This is a genomic window from Photorhabdus sp. RM323S (genome assembly GCF_042879375.1).
GTDB classification, from domain to species: domain Bacteria; phylum Pseudomonadota; class Gammaproteobacteria; order Enterobacterales; family Enterobacteriaceae; genus Photorhabdus; species Photorhabdus tasmaniensis.
On sequence record NZ_JBHFKZ010000020.1, the window covers coordinates 41566 to 63026 of the forward strand.

The 21461-nt window shown below is 42.2% G+C and carries 22 protein-coding genes; 14 read left to right on the plus strand and 8 right to left on the minus strand.

Annotation, left to right across the window (positions count from 1 at the left end):
- Positions 1–359: 359 nt before the first annotated feature.
- Together sugE and efp are read right to left on the minus strand one after the other, a co-directional pair.
- Positions 360–674 carry a quaternary ammonium compound efflux SMR transporter SugE gene (gene sugE / locus ACGF7G_RS10770; protein WP_133815629.1) on the minus strand — a complete coding sequence of 105 codons (315 nt, stop codon included), beginning with the start codon at positions 672–674 and terminating at the stop codon, positions 360–362.
- Between the two features lie 230 nt (positions 675–904).
- A complete protein-coding gene (gene efp / locus ACGF7G_RS10775) occupies positions 905–1471 on the minus strand; it encodes an elongation factor P (protein WP_387465386.1) in 567 nt (188 codons plus the stop codon).
- A 39-nt stretch (positions 1472–1510) separates the two neighbouring features.
- Between efp and epmB the strand changes: the two genes are divergently transcribed.
- A complete protein-coding gene (gene epmB / locus ACGF7G_RS10780; RefSeq protein WP_387465388.1) occupies positions 1511–2539 on the plus strand; it encodes an EF-P beta-lysylation protein EpmB in 1029 nt (342 codons plus the stop codon).
- 59 nt (positions 2540–2598) lie between these two features.
- Here the strand turns inward: epmB and ACGF7G_RS10785 are convergent, their stop codons facing one another.
- The 4 genes from ACGF7G_RS10785 to rsmD all read right to left on the minus strand — a co-directional run bounded on the left by ACGF7G_RS10785 (position 2599) and on the right by rsmD (position 5231).
- Complete coding sequence (locus ACGF7G_RS10785) at positions 2599–2943, minus strand: DUF4156 domain-containing protein (protein WP_021324342.1); 345 nt, start codon at positions 2941–2943, stop codon at positions 2599–2601.
- 1067 nt (positions 2944–4010) lie between these two features.
- Positions 4011–4148 (minus strand): hypothetical protein, encoded by a 138-nt coding sequence (locus tag ACGF7G_RS10790; protein WP_387465390.1) that lies wholly within the window; start codon positions 4146–4148, stop codon positions 4011–4013.
- A gap of 211 nt (positions 4149–4359) precedes the next feature.
- The gene (locus ACGF7G_RS10795) at positions 4360–4623 is read right to left on the minus strand and encodes a DUF1145 family protein (RefSeq protein WP_387465392.1); all 264 of its coding nucleotides are present in this window, start codon (positions 4621–4623) and stop codon (positions 4360–4362) included.
- A gap of 23 nt (positions 4624–4646) precedes the next feature.
- Positions 4647–5231 (minus strand): 16S rRNA (guanine(966)-N(2))-methyltransferase, encoded by a 585-nt coding sequence (gene rsmD, locus ACGF7G_RS10800; RefSeq protein WP_387465393.1) that lies wholly within the window; start codon positions 5229–5231, stop codon positions 4647–4649.
- Between the two features lie 229 nt (positions 5232–5460).
- Here rsmD and ftsY point away from each other — a divergent pair, with 229 nt between their 5' ends.
- The 5 genes from ftsY (at position 5461) to ACGF7G_RS10825 (ending at position 10809) form a co-directional block, all read left to right on the plus strand.
- A complete protein-coding gene (gene ftsY, locus ACGF7G_RS10805; protein ID WP_387465395.1) occupies positions 5461–6819 on the plus strand; it encodes a signal recognition particle-docking protein FtsY in 1359 nt (452 codons plus the stop codon).
- Between the two features lie 5 nt (positions 6820–6824).
- Positions 6825–7490 (plus strand): cell division ATP-binding protein FtsE, encoded by a 666-nt coding sequence (gene ftsE, locus ACGF7G_RS10810; RefSeq protein ID WP_387465397.1) that lies wholly within the window; start codon positions 6825–6827, stop codon positions 7488–7490.
- The gene (gene ftsX, locus ACGF7G_RS10815; protein WP_387465399.1) at positions 7483–8457 is read left to right on the plus strand and encodes a permease-like cell division protein FtsX; all 975 of its coding nucleotides are present in this window, start codon (positions 7483–7485) and stop codon (positions 8455–8457) included. Before ftsE ends, ftsX begins: the two co-directional genes overlap by 8 nt.
- A gap of 246 nt (positions 8458–8703) precedes the next feature.
- Complete coding sequence (gene rpoH / locus ACGF7G_RS10820; RefSeq protein WP_387465401.1) at positions 8704–9561, plus strand: RNA polymerase sigma factor RpoH; 858 nt, start codon at positions 8704–8706, stop codon at positions 9559–9561.
- Positions 9562–9669: 108 nt separating this feature from the next.
- Positions 9670–10809: a glycerate kinase gene (locus tag ACGF7G_RS10825; protein ID WP_387465403.1), complete on the plus strand. Its 1140-nt coding sequence runs from the start codon at positions 9670–9672 to the stop codon at positions 10807–10809.
- On the opposite strand, the gene panM is transcribed toward ACGF7G_RS10825, so the two are convergent.
- Complete coding sequence (panM, locus tag ACGF7G_RS10830) at positions 10797–11195, minus strand: aspartate 1-decarboxylase autocleavage activator PanM (RefSeq protein ID WP_387465405.1); 399 nt, start codon at positions 11193–11195, stop codon at positions 10797–10799. The genes ACGF7G_RS10825 and panM overlap by 13 nt on opposite strands.
- A 388-nt stretch (positions 11196–11583) precedes the next feature.
- Between panM and ACGF7G_RS10835 the strand changes: the two genes are divergently transcribed.
- The 7 genes from ACGF7G_RS10835 to ACGF7G_RS10865 all read left to right on the plus strand — a co-directional run bounded on the left by ACGF7G_RS10835 (position 11584) and on the right by ACGF7G_RS10865 (position 18914).
- Positions 11584–12696 carry a branched-chain amino acid ABC transporter substrate-binding protein gene (locus ACGF7G_RS10835; RefSeq protein ID WP_387465407.1) on the plus strand — a complete coding sequence of 371 codons (1113 nt, stop codon included), beginning with the start codon at positions 11584–11586 and terminating at the stop codon, positions 12694–12696.
- 61 nt (positions 12697–12757) lie between these two features.
- The gene (gene livH, locus ACGF7G_RS10840) at positions 12758–13684 is read left to right on the plus strand and encodes a high-affinity branched-chain amino acid ABC transporter permease LivH (RefSeq protein WP_387465409.1); all 927 of its coding nucleotides are present in this window, start codon (positions 12758–12760) and stop codon (positions 13682–13684) included.
- Entirely contained in the window at positions 13681–14967 is a 1287-nt protein-coding gene (locus ACGF7G_RS10845; protein WP_133815608.1) for a high-affinity branched-chain amino acid ABC transporter permease LivM, read from the plus strand. The genes livH and ACGF7G_RS10845 overlap by 4 nt, the downstream gene beginning before the upstream one ends.
- Positions 14964–15737: a high-affinity branched-chain amino acid ABC transporter ATP-binding protein LivG gene (gene livG, locus ACGF7G_RS10850; RefSeq protein ID WP_387465411.1), complete on the plus strand. Its 774-nt coding sequence runs from the start codon at positions 14964–14966 to the stop codon at positions 15735–15737. The genes ACGF7G_RS10845 and livG overlap by 4 nt, the downstream gene beginning before the upstream one ends.
- A gap of 2 nt (positions 15738–15739) precedes the next feature.
- The gene (gene livF, locus ACGF7G_RS10855; protein ID WP_133815701.1) at positions 15740–16444 is read left to right on the plus strand and encodes a high-affinity branched-chain amino acid ABC transporter ATP-binding protein LivF; all 705 of its coding nucleotides are present in this window, start codon (positions 15740–15742) and stop codon (positions 16442–16444) included.
- A 779-nt stretch (positions 16445–17223) separates the two neighbouring features.
- Positions 17224–17625: a hypothetical protein gene (locus tag ACGF7G_RS10860; protein ID WP_133815606.1), complete on the plus strand. Its 402-nt coding sequence runs from the start codon at positions 17224–17226 to the stop codon at positions 17623–17625.
- A 29-nt stretch (positions 17626–17654) separates the two neighbouring features.
- The gene (locus ACGF7G_RS10865; RefSeq protein WP_387465413.1) at positions 17655–18914 is read left to right on the plus strand and encodes an insecticidal delta-endotoxin Cry8Ea1 family protein; all 1260 of its coding nucleotides are present in this window, start codon (positions 17655–17657) and stop codon (positions 18912–18914) included.
- Between the two features lie 140 nt (positions 18915–19054).
- Here the strand turns inward: ACGF7G_RS10865 and ACGF7G_RS10870 are convergent, their stop codons facing one another.
- Positions 19055–19834 carry an AraC family transcriptional regulator gene (locus ACGF7G_RS10870; RefSeq protein ID WP_387465415.1) on the minus strand — a complete coding sequence of 260 codons (780 nt, stop codon included), beginning with the start codon at positions 19832–19834 and terminating at the stop codon, positions 19055–19057.
- A gap of 104 nt (positions 19835–19938) precedes the next feature.
- Here ACGF7G_RS10870 and ACGF7G_RS10875 point away from each other — a divergent pair, with 104 nt between their 5' ends.
- The gene (locus ACGF7G_RS10875; RefSeq protein ID WP_387465417.1) at positions 19939–21102 is read left to right on the plus strand and encodes a multidrug effflux MFS transporter; all 1164 of its coding nucleotides are present in this window, start codon (positions 19939–19941) and stop codon (positions 21100–21102) included.
- The last annotated feature ends 359 nt before the right edge of the window (positions 21103–21461 follow it).

Genomic DNA, 21461 nt, shown 5'->3' on the forward strand with positions numbered 1-21461 from the left:
TATATATCAATTATTAATAATTGAATTATTTTAATGTGAACATAGTTTCCAATCATATTGTTGCGTTTTTTATAAGACGTTGAATAAATAATGACGAATTTCAGGAAGGTTATTTATTAGCGAATTGTTATATCTGATGTTTTTAGGTTTGATATTTCAGGTTGTTAGGTTTTAATAGTGTCAGTGGGGGATTAATATCGTTTTGGTTTTATGAATACGGTCATTACTGACAATCTAAAGAAAATCTTCAACGGATTGCGCAGTGAAAGCGAGAAACAGACGCTGCTTAAAATTTCATAAAAAAACCGCACTGCCAACGTGTAAGACGCTATGTTCAACCTTTGGAGTGCGGTTTAAAATTAACTAGCTAGTTTCAGACCAATAATACCGGCAACAATCAGAACGAGGCTCAATACTCTGGCAAGGCTTGCTGACTCACCCAACACCATAATGCCAAAAATAGCGGTACCTACTGCACCGACTCCAGTCCACACGGCATAGGCTGTGCCTACGGGTAAGCCTTTCATTGCATAAGCGAGCATTCCTACACTGATAGCCATAGCACTGGCAGTAATCAGACTGGGTGTCAGACGGGTAAAACCATGAGTGTATTTCAGGCCAACGGCCCAGATAACTTCAAATAAACCAGCGATAATAAGAATAAACCAGGACATATCAACGCCCATAGAGTTGTGGGGTCGTCCCCGAAAAACCGAAGTATATCCAGGTCGTCCCGAATAACTATTAGAAATGAAGGCAGATTATAATCGTGTAAAATGGTGGTATCAATAGAATAATATTACGGCGATCTGAAGACATAAATAGCTTATTGCTTTGCACATCAATTAAAGAAAAACCGCAGCCTGTTGCCAGAACCGCGGTTTTTACCGAATACAACCAGCGGTTATTTTACGCGGGAAACATATTCGCCAGAACGAGTATCCACTTTAATCACTTCACCGATTTGTACAAACAGAGGTACTTTTACCACAGCACCCGTGCTCAGAGTTGCTGGTTTACCACCTGTACCCGCAGTGTCACCTTTCAGACCTGGATCAGTCTCAATGATTTCCAGTTCAACAAAGTTTGGCGGCGTTACCGAGATAGGCTGACCATTCCACAGGGTCAGGATACACTCAGCCTGCTCAACCAACCATTTCGCATTCTCTCCAACGGCTTTTTCATCAGCAGCTAACTGCTCGAAGGTTTCGTTGTTCATAAAGTGCCAAAACTCACCATCGTTATACAGGTAAGTCAGGTTCATATCCATTACGTCTGCGGAATCTACAGAGTCAGTAGACTTGAACGTTTTTTCCAATAGTTTGCCGGAAATCAGCTTACGAATACGAGTGCGGGCAAATGCCTGACCTTTGCCCGGCTTAACAAATTCACTCTCAATAACAGAGCATGGCTCGCCATCTAACATGATTTTAAGACCTGAACGGAATTCGTTGGTACTATAAGTAGCCATGGAGACCCTCTAATTTAAACAAAATGGCTTAGCCAAAAAATGGCGCATATTATAACCCCAAAGATCCTCATCAGAGAAGACTGGTTGAAACAACTTACAGATGTTATTACCGATCCTGACGAACTATTACAATTGTTGTCGTTACATGAACACCCGGGATTAACCAAAGGGAGTGGCGCTCGTCGCCTGTTTCCACTGCGAGTACCCAGAGCCTTTGCTGCCCGAATGCAAGCAAACGATCCTAATGATCCATTGCTACTTCAGGTCATAACGACACCAGAAGAATTTACGCTTACTCCTGGTTTTTCCACCGACCCTCTGGATGAACAACACAGTACCGTTCCCGGCTTATTGCACAAATACCGTAACCGTGCACTGCTGCTGGTTAAAGGAGGATGCGCGGTTAACTGCCGTTACTGCTTCCGCCGTCATTTCCCGTACGAGGATAACAAAGGTAATAAGCGTAACTGGCAACAAGCGTTAAATTATGTTCAACAGCATACTGAACTTGATGAAATTATCTTCTCTGGCGGCGATCCGTTAATGGCAAAAGATCATGAACTGGACTGGTTGATCAGTAACCTGGAAAAGATTTCCCATATCAAACGACTACGTATTCACACCCGTTTGCCTGTGGTTATTCCTGCCCGGATCACAACAACGCTTTGCGATCGGCTGTCACAATCGAGATTACAAGTGATCATGGTGACGCATATCAATCATGCTAATGAGATCGACCCCCCCTTACGGAACAGTATGATGATGCTAAAACAAGCAGGCGTCACGTTACTAAACCAAAGTGTGCTATTACGCGGCGTCAATAATCACTCTGATATTTTGGCTGATCTGAGCAATGCACTGTTTGATGCGGGTATTCTGCCCTATTACATTCATGTACTGGATAAGGTACAAGGAGCCGCTCACTTTATGGTCAGTGATGAGGAAGCCAAAGGGCTTATCCGGGAATTACTGGCAAAAGTTTCAGGTTACCTGGTGCCACGTCTGGCAAGGGAGATCGGCGGAGAACCAAGTAAGACGCCATTAGATTTGGGGCTAAGGCAAAATTAACAGAAAATTCATGCCCGGATGCTTTTCAGCCGGGCATATCATTTAAATCAAGAATGCAATTACTGACATTTATAGACTTGACCAATCATTTTACTGTCCAGTGGAACAAAGCTCGATAACAGGCTTTCACTTGGGCTGGTTACACCATAGATTACATTTCCGCCCATAGCTGCGGCTTTATTGCGTAAATCATTAGCTGCACCACGCATTGAGCTGCTCTCATTACTTACACCAGTCATCCAGTTACTTTGAGTGCCTGCGACTTCACCTAATAGCTGGCACTCACTGCCTGGCTTAGTATCAACAAAACGAACCTGTGAACCGCCGGAAGTTAATTGATTTGTGGCTGTACACCCTGCTAACAGTAACAATGCCGAAGCACTGAGCAAAACTTTAATTCGCATGTCTTTCCCCATTTATCGTTGGAAATTTCACAACTAATCATCAATATACCTTGTTGTACACCAATATCGCAAAACAAATAATTTATAAAAGCCCCCTTGGTGAAGTGTTTAGACCAGAAACTTTCTGCGCCAGTATGAATTCAGCAAAAAATAGAGAAAATAGGCAAGTAAATAATATGGATAAATTATTTATCTCATGAAAATCAATTGGCTAATTAATACATTAACTATCTTATATCGTATGAAAACAGAAAAAATAAGTGATACCCATTACGTTCCATTAATAGTGTAAGCACAAAAATTTAATAAAAATGTTAAAAAATCTATAAATCGAGCCAAGTTAAATTACAGTCTTGCTACTTCATCGATTTATCTTTTAAATAAAGGGCTATCTCTTGTCGATCTTGGTTTAATGAAAACCATGCAGGCCAGCGTTTTTTTATATTGGATATCGCAACCTCTTATCTGGCTGAGTTTTTTAACGCGATCTCTTTGACAATAATAGGTGGAACATATAATTCATACTTGATTGATGTATATAAATCAGAAGGTGGTAAAAACACTCATCGGATATTGTAAATTAACGGTAAATATCATTATATGTCCATTGCCAGAATCGGTAACTTTATAATGATTTTTTTTCTTTTTTTCTGCCTGAATCAAAGGTTAAACCAGTAAATAAAAAAACATAATTAATAAATTATATAAGGAAAATATACTTTCTTTTAATTAAATGAAGTAAAAATTTTTTATTTGTATTTTTATCTGTTGTTACAAATATAGTGTATTTCCAAATTATTATTTAATTATTTCAACTCTATGTTTTTCATGAATTTTTTGTCGTAGTTAAAGTTTTATTGTCATATGAAATATTATTTTTTTATTCTTGTTTCTCAATCTAGTGACAACAAAAAATTGATTTGGTTTGGCTTCCTTTTGATATTTGTTTCCACTGAAATATGCTTGCCAGGAAGGAAGAGTTATCCATACTTAATACCTGTAGTTTTGATTTTTATGTTTGGTAGTAACCAATATCTAACAATGGGATTGAGAGCTGTTTATCACGATTATTTTGATGCCAGTTTGAGATCAACATTTGACTCTTTATTATCGACATTTGCATGTTTAATCGTTTTGATACTCTTTCCGGCAGTTGCATATTTTACCGAAACTTTCGGATGGCGAATAATGTCATATTCATTCATTCATTCATTCATTCATTCATTCATTATCTTATCTTTGATGGTTATTTTTCTTTATGTGTTTAGCCTGAAATTGTTGCTCAGGCAAACACATTAAAGATCTCTTCCAATGCAGAGTAAATAAGCGGACGGCTATGAACGGACGCTAGCATCTATGCTTATCCGTTTTTGCCAGTTTGCTTGTTACTATAAGTAGGCATTTCCCGCTAACGATTTATTTTTTTAACTGTTTTTTCTGCATTGCCAATAGTTCAAAGACACCAAAAAAGAAAATTTTGGTTTGTATCAAGCCAGAAAGTTTTTGGTCTTTGGGTTGGCTGGTTTTCATCAGTAGCATCTGCAATGCATGCATTACTACCATGAAAATCATGGCGATATCCATAAAATATTTTAATGGCTTTGGAAATGGATGGATTAGGTTAAATATCAAAAATCCCCAAACGCAGACCATTAATAGCTTTCCCAGTTGAATAAACATCAGAGTGTGCTCCAAGATAGTAATTAGGCGGGTAAGTAGCGGATATAAAGCCGGTATGCGACTTGTCCAGCAACTTTTTCGCGATGAAGTTGCCAGTTGACGGGCACATCAGCTGCCGCTGATTCAGATTCAGCCTCAACATAAATCCAGCTTTTATCTGCCAGCCAATGCTGCTTTTCCAACAATTTTATGGTTTCAGCAAGCATTCCTTTACGGAAAGGTGGATCAAGGAAAACGACATTATAGGGTGTTCCCGGTTGAGATAAACAGTTTAACGCACTGTCGTTAATAACTTCGGCATTTTGAGCGCCGAGCAGAGCCAGATTAGCGGAAAGTTGTTTTGCTACATCACGTTCATATTCGATAAGTGTCGCCTGTCCTGCATAACGGGACAGTGCCTCTAATCCAAGCGCTCCGCTTCCTGCATAGCAATCCAGACAGCGCGCTTCCTGAATAACCGGAGCCAGCCAGTTAAACAGGGTCTCTCTGATGCGATCGGTGGTTGGACGTAACCCAGGGCTGTCCGGTACAGGTAATTTCCGGCCTCGCCATTTTCCACCAATAATGCGGATTTGTCCCATAGATTGTCGTTGTAGTTTTTTTGCCATAATTTACGTAACTTAATTACTCGTCATCAGATAGTGCTGCACAATTGATGACCTATTTTTAAAAGTGCCAGTTTAAGGAAATACGGGTTAAATCTTGCGGACATTAATTTACCATGAAATACATGCATTGATATGTGTTGCGCTACTACGAAAATGTTAGACTGCATCTAATTTCGTTATTATTCACTGTTATAACGCCATGATTTAACCTTGAGGAGTGTAATGGCTGATGGCAAAAGAGAAAAAAAGAGGCTTTTTCTCCTGGTTCGGGCGTGGCCGTCAGGAAGAACAGCAAAAAGAAGAACAATTGGCAGCAGAGCAGGTGGAACAACAGCATTTTGTTGAAGAAGCTGCAAGATTAGCGGCAGAGCAGGCAGAACAACAGCGTCTTGTTGAAGAGGCTGCAAGATTAGCGGCAGAGCAGGCAGAACAACAGCGTCTTGTTGAAGAGGCTGCAAGATTAGCGGCAGAACAGGCAGAACAACAGCATTTTGTTGAAGAAGCTGCAAGATTAGCGGCAGAGCAGGCAGAACAACAGCGTCTTGTTGAAGAGGCTGTAAGATTAGCGGCAGAGCAGGCAGAACAACAGCATCTTGTTGAAGAAGCTGCAAGATTAGCGGCAGAGCAGTCAAAGCCAGCGATATCAAAAGAGCAAGAGCGTCCCACTAAAGAGGGCTTTTTCACCCGCTTGAAACGCAGTCTGGTTAAAACCCGTCAGAATTTGGGGTCCGGCTTTCTCAGTTTGTTCAGTGGTAAAAAGATCGATGATGATCTGTTTGATGAATTGGAAGAGCAGTTATTGATTGCTGATGTTGGTGTTGATACTACCCGCAAAATCATTGGCAGCCTGACGGATCATGCCAGCCGTAAAGAGCTGAAAGATGCGGAAGCATTGTATGCCAAATTGAAAGAAGAGATGTCTGGCATTCTGGCTAAAGTTGATAAGCCGCTGGATATCGAAGGAAAAGCACCGTATGTCATTCTAATGGTTGGTGTTAATGGTGTTGGTAAAACAACAACAATTGGTAAATTGGCACGCCAGTTCCAGGCGCAAGGTAAATCGGTCATGTTGGCCGCAGGGGATACTTTCCGTGCCGCCGCCGTTGAGCAGTTAGAGGTGTGGGGGGAACGTAACCGTATCCCGGTGGTAGCGCAACATACTGGTGCTGATCCCGCTTCCGTGATTTTCGATGCGATTCAATCAGCTAAAGCTAAAGGTGTAGATGTATTGATTGCAGATACCGCAGGTCGTTTGCAAAATAAATCTCACCTAATGGAAGAGTTGAAGAAAATTGTCCGGGTGATGAAAAAACTGGACGAAGATGCGCCACATGAAATTATGCTGACATTAGATGCCAGCACCGGCCAGAATGCGATAAGTCAGGCTAAACTGTTCCATGAAGCTGTAGGGCTGACAGGTATCTCACTGACAAAACTGGATGGGACTGCCAAAGGTGGGGTGATTTTCGCCATTGCTGATCAGTTTGAAATTCCTATCCGTTATATTGGTGTCGGTGAAGGAATTGAAGATCTGCGGCCATTTAAGGCAGATGATTTTATAGAGGCACTTTTTGCCCGAGAGGATTAATTACCATGATTCGCTTTGAACAGGTCAGTAAAGCTTATCTGGGGGGACGGCAAGCCCTGCAAGGGGTGAACTTTCATTTGCGCCCTGCGGAAATGGCATTTCTAATTGGTCACTCAGGGGCAGGTAAAAGTACCTTGCTGAAACTCATCTGTGGCATTGAACGACCTAGCGCCGGACATATCTGGTTTGCCGGTCATGATATCAGCCGGTTAAAGAGTCGTGAGGTACCTTTCCTGCGTCGCCAGATTGGTATGATTTTCCAGGATCACCATCTGTTGTTGGACAGGACGGTATACGATAACGTGGCAATGCCACTGATTATTTCAGGTGCGAGTACGGAAGATATTCGTCGCCGGACTTCTGCGGCATTGGATAAAGTGGGTCTGCTGGACAAAGCGAAAAATTTTCCGATTCAGCTTTCGGGCGGGGAACAGCAACGAGTCGGCATTGCTCGCGCCGTTGTGAATAAGCCAACTGTTTTGTTGGCGGATGAACCGACCGGTAATCTTGATGGTGAGTTGTCAGAGGGTATTTTACGGCTGTTTGAAGAATTTAACCGGGTAGGGGTGACGGTGCTGATGGCGACCCATGATATGGCACTGATTGAACGACGGAAATATCGTATTTTGACTCTGAGCCAGGGCCGTATGGCGGGAGAACATCATGGTTAAAAATGTGCGTAAGGCCGCGGGGAAAGTAACAAGATCGAAAAGTAAAGCTTTGCAAGGGGGATGGCGTGAGCAGTGGCGCCATGCCTGGATGAATGCGCTGACAGATATGTTGCGTCAGCCACTGGCAACTTTGTTGACGATTATGGTTATTGCGATATCTCTGACATTACCAAGCGTTTGTTACATTATCTGGAAGAATGTCAGCCAGGCTGCGGAAAAATGGTATCCCACCCCTCAATTGACTGTATATCTCGATAAATCACTGGATGATAACAGTGCTCAGAAATTAATAAGTGAACTGAAAGCACTTGATGGTGTGGATAATGTTAATTATCTCTCACGTCAGGAAGCGATGACGGAGTTCCGTACCTGGTCTGGTTTTGGCGGTGCGCTGGATATGCTGGAAGAGAATCCACTACCCGCAGTCGCTATCATTACACCGAAAATCGATTTCCAGAGCTCACAGACGCTGACTACGTTGCGTGACCGGGTTTCTCAGGTCAAGGGTATTGAAGAAGTTCGGATGGATGATAGCTGGTTTGCCCGTTTGGCGGCGTTGACGGGGCTTGTCGGTCAGATTGCGGCAGTGATTGGTATTCTGATGGTCGTGGCGTTGTTTTTAGTCATCGGTAACAGCGTGCGCCTCAGTATTTTCAGCCATCGTGATACGATTAACGTGATGAAGCTGATTGGTGCGACTGATGGTTTCATTTTGCGTCCATTCCTCAATGGCGGCGCTTTGTTAGGGGGGCTTGGTGCGATGTTATCATTGATACTCTCTGCCCTGTTGGTATGGAAGCTCTCTGATGTTGTCACACAGGTTGCCAGTGTGTTTGGTACGACGTTTAATTTACATGGGCTTTCATGGGATGAATCCCTGTTGTTAGTTTTAATCTCCGCGATGATTGGTTGGGTCGCTGCTTGGTTGGCGACAACCCAGCATTTGCGCCACTTTACGCCAGAATAATTGAATTAATGTTTGTTATGACGGGTACAAATAAAGTTACTTGCATAGATATAAAACAATCTGTTATTTTTTGTTCCGTGATCCCACGGTGGATGTTATCTGTCCTGAAATTATTACAACTCCACGCATCTGTAACTTGAATATGCACATTCTGGTGATAGACTGTACCGCTTATGTTGAGCATTGGTTTATAAACACTGATGTAATCTGTACTAACGATTTGAGCCTTAATTTGAGAGGATTTGAATGGCCAAAGAAATGCAAACCTTAGTGTTAGTTCCTCAAGGAAGTCTAGAGGGCTATATTCGTGCCTCTAATACCTACCCGATGTTGACAGCAGAGGAAGAGAAGGAACTGGCTGAAAGGCTGCATTACCAGGGAGATCTGGATGCAGCTAAGAAGCTGATTCTGTCTCATCTGCGCTTCGTTGTTCATGTCGCTCGCAGTTATGCCGGTTATGGCCTGCCCCAGGCGGATTTAATTCAGGAAGGGAACATTGGCTTGATGAAAGCCGTACGTCGTTTCAACCCGGAAGTGGGGGTGCGTCTGGTTTCTTTTGCTGTTCACTGGATTAAAGCTGAAATCCACGAATATGTACTGCGTAATTGGCGTATTGTTAAAGTTGCAACCACTAAAGCGCAGCGCAAGCTGTTCTTCAATCTGCGTAAAACTAAACAGCGTTTAGGTTGGTTTAATCAGGACGAAGTGGAAATGGTCGCCAAAGAACTTGGTGTGACCAGTAAAGATGTGCGTGAGATGGAATCTCGTATGTCAGCACAGGATATGGCGTTTGATATGTCTGCTGATGATGATAGTCAGGAAGGCTTGCCGGTTGCTCCAGTTTTGTATCTTCAGGATAAAGCGTCTGATTTTGCAGATGGCATTGAAGAGGATAACTGGGAAAACCATGCCGCTGATAAATTGTCGGTAGCGATAGAAGGCTTAGATGAGCGCAGTCAGGATATTATCCGTTGCCGCTGGTTGGATGATGATAACAAATCTACCCTGCAAGAGCTGGCTGATAAATATGGTGTTTCTGCGGAGCGTGTACGTCAGCTTGAAAAGAATGCCATGAAAAAATTGCGTGTAGCAATTGAAGCATAAATAAAGTGATTTTGCGTTAACGCATTCACAATGAATAAGTTAAGAGGGCGATAATGATTTATCGCCCTTTTTGTTCCTTCTTTCAGCGTCTTCAACCAAACTAATCCGATGAAAATTGTTATTGCACCTGATTCATTTAAAGAAAGTCTCAGCGCTTTGCAGGTTGCTGAAGCGATAGAACAGGGATTTCGTGAAATCTATCCGCGAGCTGAATACATTAAACTACCGATGGCGGATGGTGGTGAGGGTACGGTTGAATCAATGGTAGCCGCCACCGATGGGCAAGTTATCCACTTGTCTGTTACCGGCCCGTTAAATCAGGCTGTGGATAGTTTTTTCGGGGTACTGGGTGATGGAAAAACTGCGGTTATTGAAATGGCTGCGGCTTCTGGCTTACATCTGGTTTCGATGGAAAAGCGTAATCCGCTGATAACCACGACGTATGGTACCGGAGAGCTGATATTGGCTGCTTTAAATAAAGGTGTCAGTAAGATAATCCTCGGTATCGGTGGTAGTGCGACTAATGATGGTGGTGCCGGTATGATGCAGGCATTGGGTGCTCGCTTGCTTGATGATTGTGGTGAAGAGCTGAGGGCAGGCGGGGCCGCATTAAGTCAGCTTGCTGAAATCGATCTCTCTGGTTTGGATCCTCGTTTGAGTCAGACTGAAATTATCGTCGCCTGTGATGTGACTAACCCGTTATGTGGTGAGTTTGGTGCATCTGCTATTTTCGGGCCACAGAAAGGGGCGACACCGGAGATGGTGAAAGAATTGGATGCTGCTTTGCGTCATTACGGTGAAAAAATTGAATTCTTGACAAAAACAAAGGTCATGGATGTACCGGGTACGGGAGCCGCGGGTGGTATGGGGGCGTCTTTACTTGGTTGGTTGAACGCTAAATTACAACCGGGAATTGATATTGTTATCTCCACGTTGGAACTGGAGAAAGTGGTACAAGGTGCTGATTTGGTTATTACTGGGGAAGGCCGGATAGATAGCCAGACTGTTTACGGCAAAACACCCATCGGCGTTGCCTGTATCGCCAAAAAGTATGCTATTCCAACTGTTGCATTGGTCGGCGGTATGAGCCAGGACTATAACGTCGTTCATGAGCATGGGTTGGATGCCGTTTTCTCAATTATGCCCGGTGTTTGTTCTCTTTCTGATGCTCTTGCTTGCGGGCATCAGAATTTGCGGGTGACAGCCCGCAATGTGGCTGCCGTCTGGAAGATGAGTCAGCCCAAGTAATAGTTTGAAGTGGTGTCATAACGAAAACCACAGGCGTTCATAAAACCTTTTAACGCCGGTTCGTTGGCATCAGGGAAACCCGCGAGACTTAGCTTCCACTGTTTAACAGCAGGATGCCGGGCCTTTAATTCATTTACCAGATATAAACCCACTCCCCGACGACGTGTTATTTCACGAACACATAAATCTTCAAGCAGGCCGGATTGATTACTTAGAGTGATTTTTACTGCGGCCAACAATCTGTCATTGAAACGGGCGGCGAACAGTTTATTGCCGTTTTTTAGATGGATTTGCCATTGTTCTGGCGTTTGCTGAGGCCAGATTTTCCCCAAATCAATCATATCTTGTGCTGATAAAACAGTCAGTTGTTCAATAGTTAACTTCATGGTTTTTCCATATCCATTGTAGATAAATAAACAGTCAGAATGTTGTGTGACTATTTTTATACGTTACTGGAGAAAATGTTTTTAACACGATCGATCTTTCGAGTTAAAGATTGCTTTACTAATATTTAACCAGAATATCACACCATGATTAGTCTAAATTACAACCCTCTTTGGCGGTATTTTATTCTGTATTTGATGCTTTTTGCTACCTTGCCAATTTGATTTTAAGCATGAAATGCTATTTTAATAACATGAAAAATAAAATCTTATTAATAAAAATTACTTTATCTAATCATTAATCACAAATGGTCATGATTTCCAGCCGGATGATGGAAGATCTTAAAGGCAAATACAATCAGTAGACCAATAACAATACGGGGATAAATAAATGAAAATCGTAACAGGTAAAGCATTATTAACCGGCTGTATTGCCATGGTGATGAGTTATTCACTGTGGGCAAAAGAGATTAAAGTCGCGATTGTGGGGGCGATGTCTGGCCCGGTTGCTCAGTATGGTGATATGGAATTTACTGGCGCACGTCAGGCGATTGCGGATATTAATGCCAAAGGTGGTATTAATGGCGATAAGCTGGTGGGCGTTGAATATGATGATGCTTGTGACCCAAAACAGGCTGTAGCCGTTGCTAACAAAGTGATTAATGACAACATTCGTTATGTTATTGGTCATCTTTGCTCTTCATCGACTCAGCCAGCATCTGATATCTATGAAGATGAAGGTGTCATTATGATTACGCCCGCAGCAACTAATGCTGATCTGACAACGCGTGGCTACCAAATGATTCTGCGTACCACTGGGCTGGATTCTGATCAAGGTCCAACGGCAGCGCAATATATTGTTGAAAAGATCAAACCTCAACGGCTGGCAATTGTTCATGATAAACAGCAGTACGGGGAAGGGTTGGCACGTTCCGTTCTCGATAAACTGAAAAAAATGGGAGTCAATACGGTATTGTTTGAAGGTGTTACTGCCGGTGATAAAGACTTCTCAGCACTGGTTGCCCGCCTGAAAAAAGAAAATGTAGATTTTGTCTATTTCGGCGGTTACTACCCTGAAATGGGACAAATTCTGCGCCAGGCTAAACAAGCGGGTTTGAATATCCGTTTTATGGGACCGGAAGGTGTCGGTAACTCTTCGTTGTCTAATATTGCTGGTGCTGCTTCTGAAGGAATGTTCGTAACACTGCCTAAACGATACGATCAAGTTCCGGCAAACAAAGCCATCGTTGATGCAATCAAAACTAAGAAAGAGGATCCAACGGGCCCATTCGTCTGGACAACTTATGCCGCCCTGCAATCTCTGGCAACGGCAATGAACCGTACCGGCAGCATGGAACCTGCTGATTTGGTGAAAGACCTGAAAACTAATCCTGTCGATACCGTGATGGGAACACTGAGCTGGGATCAGGCTGGCGACCTGAAAGGGTTCGAGTTCGGCATTTTTGAATGGCATGCAGACGGTTCTTCTACTTCTGTGAAGTAAAGCCATCCGAATAGCCGTCAGCCCCTGCTTGACAGGGGCTGCTATTCCAGAGGTACAAGGTATGTCAGAGCAATTTCTCTATTTTTTACAACAGATGTTAAACGGAGTTACCCTGGGTAGCACTTATGCATTGATTGCCATTGGCTATACGATGGTTTACGGCATTATCGGGATGATTAACTTTGCTCATGGTGAAGTTTATATGATTGGCAGCTATGTCTCCTTTATCGTGATTGCTGCTCTGATGATGATGGGAATTGATCTGGGCTGGTTGCTGATTACTGCCGCTTTTTTAACATCAATTGTGATTGCCAGCGCTTATGGCTGGAGTATTGAACGGGTGGCTTACAAACCCGTTCGCCATTCCAAGCGTCTGATTGCGCTGATTTCTGCAATTGGGATGTCTATTTTCCTGCAAAATTATGTCAGCTTGTCACAGGGTTCCCGCGATCTGGCATTGCCAAATCTGATTTCCGGGCAGTGGCTATTGGGTGAAAGTGATGGATTTTCTGCCAGTATAACTGCAATGCAGCTGACTATCTGGATAGTGACATTTCTTGCCATGCTGGTACTGACGATATTTATCCGCTATTCCCGTATGGGACGTGCCTGCCGTGCCTGTGCGGAAGATCTGAAAATGACCAGTTTGCTGGGGATCAATACCGACAAAGTTATTTCTTTGACCTTTGTTATCGGCGCGGCAATGGCAGCGGTAGCCGGTGTTTTGCTGGGGCAGTTTTACGGTGTGATAAATCCGTATATCGGTTTTATGGCAGGAATGAAAGCTTTCACCGCAGCCGTATTGGGGGGCATTGGCAGCATTCCGGGGGCAATGATTGGCGGTTTGATCCTGGGCATTTCTGAAGCCCTGACATCTGCTTATTTGAGCACAGAATATAAAGATGCTGTTTCCTTTGCTCTGCTTATCGTTGTGTTGTTGTTTATGCCTACCGGGATTTTAGGTCGCCCAGAGGTAGAAAAAGTATGAAACATGCCAATTGGATTAATGCCATTATCGCCTCAGCCGTTTTATTTGTGCTGGCTGTTTTTATGATGGGGATGCAGTTGTCACTGGATGGTACGAAGTTGGTCGTTTACCGAGCCGATGAAGTCCGATGGCTATGGATTGGCATCGGCTGTACGGTTGTTTTCCTATTCCAGCTATTGCGTCCAGTTGTTCAGCAGACGATGAAAAAAGTGCCGGTTAAAAGCTGGACGTTGCCGGATTTCGATGGTTCAACCAAAGGACAAAAACGACTGGCAGCATTGATTATTGTTGCCGCGATTGTCTGGCCATTTATTGTCTCCCGTGGCAGCGTTGATATCGCTACGCTGACATTAATTTATGTCATGTTGGGGCTGGGGTTGAATGTAGTCGTTGGTTTATCAGGGTTGCTGGTGCTTGGATATGCAGGTTTTTATGCTATTGGCGCTTATACCTATGCCTTACTAAGCCATTATTACGGGTTGGGATTTTGGCAGAGCTTGCCGTTGGCGGGATTAACGGCTGCTTTATCGGGGCTGCTGTTAGGTTTTCCGGTATTGCGATTGAGAGGTGACTATCTGGCAATTGTCACACTTGGTTTTGGCGAGATTGTTCGCATTCTGCTATTGAATAATACTGAAATAACGGGTGGCCCGAATGGTATCAGCCAGATCCCAAAACCGACTTTCTTCGGGCTGGAATTTAACCGCAGCGTGAAAGAGGGAGGGTGGGATACTTTCCATAACTTCTTTGGTCTGCAATACGATCCAAGTGACCGGGTTATTTTTCTCTATTTGGTTACATTGTTATTGGTGATACTGACCGTATTTATTATCAATCGGTTATTGCGTATGCCATTAGGTCGCGCGTGGGAAGCACTGCGTGAAGATGAAATTGCCTGTCGTTCTCTTGGGCTGAGTCCAACCCGTATTAAACTGGCCGCATTTACTATCAGTGCTGCATTTGCCGGTTTTGCCGGCACCTTGTTTGCTGCCCGGCAGGGTTTCATCAGCCCAGAATCCTTCACCTTTGTTGAATCTGCTTTCGTGCTGGCGATTGTGGTACTGGGTGGAATGGGTTCGCAAACTGCGGTAATTCTCGCGGCCATTCTGCTGGTGGTTTCCCGTGAGATGATGCGTGATTTGAATGCCTACAGCATGTTACTTCTGGGGGCAATGATGGTGCTGATGATGGTTTGGCGTCCGCAAGGATTGCTACCGATGAAACGCCATAATGTTAAATTTAAACGGCAGGAAAGCCAACCTCAGGGAGGAGAACAGGCATGAGTGCAATACCATTATTGCAGGTTTCCGATCTGACCATGCTCTTCGGTGGTTTACTGGCGGTTAACAATGTTGCCCTGATATTAAATCAAAGCGAAATTGTCTCTCTGATTGGGCCTAATGGCGCAGGGAAAACCACGATCTTTAATTGCCTGACAGGATTTTACCGTCCGACCAGCGGCACAATAACATTGCGGGAAAAACATCTGGAAGGGTTATCCGGGCAGGCTATTGCCCGTATGGGCGTTGTCAGAACATTTCAGCATGTGCGATTGTTCCGTGAGATGACTGTGATTGAAAATCTATTAGTGGCACAGCATCAGCATCTGAAAAGCGGTCTTTTTTCCGGGCTTTTCAACATGCTGGCATTTCGACGTGCGGAATCTGAGGCTGTAGATCGGGCTGTCATTTGGCTGGAGCGAATTGGCTTATTACCACTGGCAAACAGACCTGCGGGTAATTTGGCCTATGGTCAACAACGTCGTCTGGAGATTGCCCGTTGTATGGTGACACGCCCGGAAGTTTTGATGCTGGATGAGCCTGCTGCGGGCCTGAACCCGAAAGAGACAGCAGAACTTAATGTCTTAATTGCTGAACTGAGAAAACATCATCAGGTTTCTGTGTTGCTGATTGAGCACGATATGAAACTGGTGATGGGGATTTCTGATCGTATTTATGTGGTTAATCAGGGAACACCTTTGGCGCAAGGTCGACCGGAAGAGATTCGTAACAACCCGGACGTTATTCGGGCATATTTGGGAGAGGTGTATTAATGATGTTGGAATTCAAACAAGTATCTGCCCACTATGGAGAAATTCAGGCGCTGCATCAGGTGAGTTTGAATATTCAACAAGGAGAAATTGTCACTCTGATAGGTGCGAACGGCGCAGGAAAAACGACGTTGCTCAATACGTTATGTAGTGAACCCAGAGCGACTGAGGGCGCTATTATTTTTCGCGGCAAAGATATCACGCAATGGCCGACTGCACGTATTATGCGTGAGGCCATTGCGATTGTTCCTGAAGGGCGCAGAGTCTTTGCCCGTATGACAGTGGAAGAAAATTTGGCAATGGGTGGCTTTTTTGCTGACAAAACTCAGTATCAGCAGCGTATTGAACGGGTTTATGATTTATTTCCCCGGTTACAGGAAAGGCGAAATCAGCGGGCTGGGACGATGTCCGGTGGTGAACAGCAAATGTTGGCAATTGGCCGCGCTTTAATGAGTCAGCCGCAGTTATTGTTGTTGGATGAGCCTTCACTGGGGTTGGCACCGATAATTATCATACAGATTTTCGATACCATTCAGCAGTTGCGGGAAGAAGGGATGACCATCTTTCTGGTTGAGCAGAATGCAAATCAGGCGTTAAAACTGGCTGACCGGGGATATGTACTGGAAAACGGTAAGATCGTACTAGAAGACAGTGGGCCTGCATTATTGGTTAATGAAGCGGTGAGAAATGCGTATTTGGGGGGAGAGTGAGGTATTTTTTTCGTCATATTTTAAGCAATATAGTTTATTGGTGAAGTCATGAAAGGCCAATTAGTTTTATTCAGCATAATTTGAGTGGCTAAAATTTACAGTCAAAATTATTTTGTTATTAAGTTAATTTTCTTTCATCAGAAAGAGAATGCTTTTAAGAATATTTATCTGTTGTCTTGTAGAAGATATAATCAATTGGTAATAAAAATATTATTAATTATAATATAACAGAAATATATGCTCGGCTATTTTATTTATTGTCATTTTAACGTTGTGAGTGAATTTAATGAATTATTATAGTTTACTGGATAAAGGTAAACTTGGAAAATAAAGAATATAATTATATAGCACTATGGCAACCAAGATTAATATTATAATCTCAGGTGAATAACATAATGACAATAATTTCCATTTAAATTTTTTTATATATATTTTTTTATGTATTTTTATATATCATATAATTTCATCAACTCTTGAATAATAGTAATTTCATTGAAGTAAAGCGTTGACACGAACTATATATCTGCTATAGTTTTATATTATTGTGATTTGTTTTAGATATGTCTCATTAATGACTTTCTTATAATATGGATATCTTAATGTTCTGGTGAGTTATTGTGGTATGTAAAGTCCACGTAATATATTGGGGAATTAATTTTTAAAGGTAATAGTGGTTATATGTTAAAGAGTATCTTTAATTAAGTGATAATGCTGTATTTTTAAAATATTTATATGTAAGTTGAGTGAGTTTTATTTAAACTTTAATGAGGAAAATAAATATGTCTAGAATAACTATTGTTGTTGATTCAGATGAACAGAAAGCAGAAGTTTATTCTAATGCTTCTGTTCCAGTATATAAAGACTTAAATGCAGTTGGTCCTTTGATTGATGTGACTATATCACCTCATGCTAGTGTGGAAGTATTTAGAATAGATACACCAGTAATTCCAGAATCCAGACAATCGCTGAAAGTTGTAAATACAGGGCTAGCAAATAGTGTTACGGCTAAATTTTACTGGTCTCATAGTTTTACCTCTGAATGGTTTGAGTCTGGTTCGATAGATGTAGGATTAGGAGAAGAGAGGGTATTAAACGTGCCTGGCAACTCTTTCTATTATAGTAAATTTGTTATCTATAATAACTCGGATAAAGTTGCTTATGTTACGGCAAATTTGGTTTAAACATCTTATTTTGATTGAAGGGTTTCATTATGCATACAGATAATGTTTTAGACATAAGAACCATCGTGGCTAATGAATATGCTGTAAAGACGAGCGCATTAGAGTGGGATGTTACTGACATTGTAAAAAATGCAATCATAGGGGGAATATCTTTTATACCCTCAGTTGGCCCTGCTATATCTTTTTTAGTCGGTTTATTCTGGCCTCAATCGCAAGAAAATATATGGGAAGGGATTGTCAAACAAATTGAAAGGATGATAGAGGAGTCTGCGTTAAAGACGATTAAAGGTATCCTTGCTGGTGATATTGCATATATACAAGAGCGAATGGCAACCGTTGCTGATCTTCTTGAGAAGCATCCAGGATCAGAAGAAGCGAGGAGTGCTTTTAATAACCTGGCAGAAAATATAGATGGTTATCACAAAAAATTTAATAATTTTTCGGATGATGTTAACTATCAAATATTACCTATGTTTTCTACTACAGTTATGATGCAGATAACATATTGGGTTGCTGGTTTAGAGAGAAAAGATGAAATTGGGCTTAGTAATATTGATGTTGAAAAAGTCCGAGGGTTAATTAAAAAGACGGTAGAACAGGCTAATAGTTATATTAATAACATATATGATAGAGAGCTTAATGATGCTCTTAATAACTCGACGGCTGACACTGTTGCAAATAATGTGATGTCTGTTCATGGTCACTGTCGTTTACATGGGATTGAATATATCAGTATTTGGGATAAATTAAGTGAAGCTGAGTCTGTCAATAATAAAATCTATGTTGATGTTTTAAGTTATTCTACTTTCTTTGACCGTCAAACAGCAAAAGCCAGAATTCAGGCATTGACTCCAGAGAAAGATATGGCTCCACCTCTCAAACCGGCTCTTAATGGCGGAAAAAGAAGAAAGATAGATTCGTTAACCGGACATATTGTGCGTATTGGAGGGGCTCGGAGAGTAGGGGGGCTGACAGTTGTATTTGATGATAGTAGTCGCCATCAGTTAGGTACAATATCTGATGAGACGACATCTATTTCTTTGAATGGTAGTCGAATTACCAGTTTAGAAGTATGGGGCAACGGTGCTGTTGATAGAGCGGTCTTTACTTTGAGTGATGGTCGCTCATTATTATTTGGTGATCCTGGAACATCTCGATATAGGAAATTTCATATTGGTGAAAGTCACTATATTTCAGGGGTATATTTATCCAGTGATTACAGCCCATTAGCTCGTCAGGCGGCAAATATTGCTGTATCTTATCAGCTGATAAATGACGATGAAAAATGATAGCTTTTAATAAGTGTATTTTATATACGTAGAATGTTATTAGCCTTTATTTAGTTATCTTCTTTATTCGATACGTTTGCCGGCATCTCTGTTCATATGGTGAAGAATGTTTTTGATGTCGGCAATTTCTGTATATTATCTCAATAATTACCTTCCTTATAAGCAGACATATATTCCCTTGGTGATCGACCGGTCATTTTTTTGAAAAATATTGCAAAGGCGCTATCACTGGCAAATTCTAATTCATTGGCGACAGATGACAAATTACCTTGTTTCGCCAGTAATTCTATAGATTTGATCAAGCGCCATTGTTGCCGCCATTGTTGATAATTTAAACCTGTTTCCCGGCGAAATATCCGGCTGATAGTTTTCTCGCTGGCACCGATATTCATTGCCAATATTTTGAGCGGTGGTGGAAGTGTCGTCATAGGGATGCAGGCCAAACGACGATCGAAAGGGAGTGGCAATAATGTTGGCTCTCTCTTTGCCAGGCGGATTTCGTCAAGACAAACCGCTAATAGATTAGCAGCAGGCCCATGTAACCAGTCTGTGTTAAAAGGCGATAGTGAGATTCGTTCCAATACTGCACGCAGCAAAGGTGTTACTTCCAGTACTTCAATGTGTTCTGCCAGACACCCGATCTGATTGATATCCAGATAAATCGAGCGATATCCGACAGATTCTTTTATCTCTGCTCTATGAGAGATACGGGGCGGGATCCAGGCAACCCGGGTTGGTGGAAGTATGCATAAGTGATCCGCCAGAGTGATACTGATACACCCTTGCTGGGTAAATAATAATTGCCCCATCTCATGTTGATGAAATCCTGAATCATGTTGACCTAGTTCAGCGGCGATTCCAACAACCGGTACTCCGAAGCTATCGGGATCAAAACTATCATCGCGGGAAAGCCATGCCATATTTATGTCCTATTTTATAAATAAATTGTCTTTATTATTATAATGCGACGATTGAGACCATGCTAACTTATGCTTATCATCTAATTGAATCAGGCAAAATCACAATGCAACGTAAACTTGGGCTTATTCTGGCAACCGCGCTAATGATGTTTCCACAAGTTGTAGAGACCATCTATAGCCCGGCATTAACCGATATTGCAAAGGGATTTAAGGTGAGTGCTGAACAGGCTGCTCAAACTTTATCTTTATATTTTTTCGCTTTTGCTATCGGCGTAGTTATTTGGGGACGCATGTGTGATCTCATAGGTAGACGTCCAACGATATTGAGCGGGTTGCTACTCTATAGTGGTGCTTCATTAATGGCATTATTCAGCAGCCAATTTGAGTTATTACTGGTTGCCAGAATGTTATCCGCATTTGGTGCCGCAGTCGGTTCGATAGGAACTCAAACCATGATGAGAGATTCTTATCAGGGAAGCGAATTAGCTCGGGTGTTTTCCGTCATGGGAATAGCTTTAGCGGTAAGTCCGGCAGTTGGCATGATGAGTGGTGCTGTTTTGGTGTATTTAGGGGGATATAAAGTCGTCTTTTTTGGTTTGTCTTTACTTGCGGTATTATTGTTAGGTTGGTCTGCTATTTATCTGCCTGAAACCCGCCCGGCAGCAGTGGTAATAATACCGCTAACAAGTACTTTAATTATGATGTTCAAGGATGTGGCAATTTGGCGTAATGCTCTGTTGATAGCACTCTTTAATTTATGTTTGTTTAGTTATTATCAATTAGCTCCATTTAATTTTGAACGGTTGGGATTCTCTTCTGAGATGTTTGGTTATACCGGACTGCTTTTGGCGCTAGGGTCAGGTATCGGCGCTTGGTTAAATAAGTTCTTGTTAAACAAAAAATGGCGTTCATCAAATTCAGTATTACTTGCTGCGATTATCCTCCTGATAGGCGGAGGAATGATAATGGCTCTGGAAGCCACCTGGTTTTTTATTCTACCGATGATTTTGATTGTTGTAGCTTACGGAATTGCCATTCCCAATATCTTGGCTTCTGCATTGATTGATTATACCGATAGATTGGGAACAGCAGGAGCATTGTTTGGTTTGCTATATTATTTGATATTGGGTGGGGGATTGGCGTTAGCAGGTTGGAACCAACGTCTTGGTGTTGTCTTGGTATGCTGTAGTTGTTTTATTCTATTGTTGGCTGTAATTAATTGTTTAATATTAATAAAATCAGAGATTAATACATCAATTATGGAATGATCTGATATTGGAATAATTCTAAACTATCGACATTTACGGCGGGGAGCAGTCACTTTCTGGATTACACTTTGTATCAATATGGCTTCATGCGATAGATAACGGGCTTAGTGATGCGGTTATTCCAACGAAACCAACACCAGCGGATCTGGCCGGTATGAGATTGTATGATGAGGAGGAAATAATAAGGCTGCTTCATATTGCCTTGCCGCAAAAAAGGCAAAAGAGAGACTTGATGCAGATGATTCAGAATTGCTGGGCAACTAAATTATCTGCATGTTTGTCGCGTAAGGCCCCCAAAATTCGGCATTACTTTTCTTGATTTGGCAAAAAAGGTACTTTACCAAAAGGTAAAGTGCCTT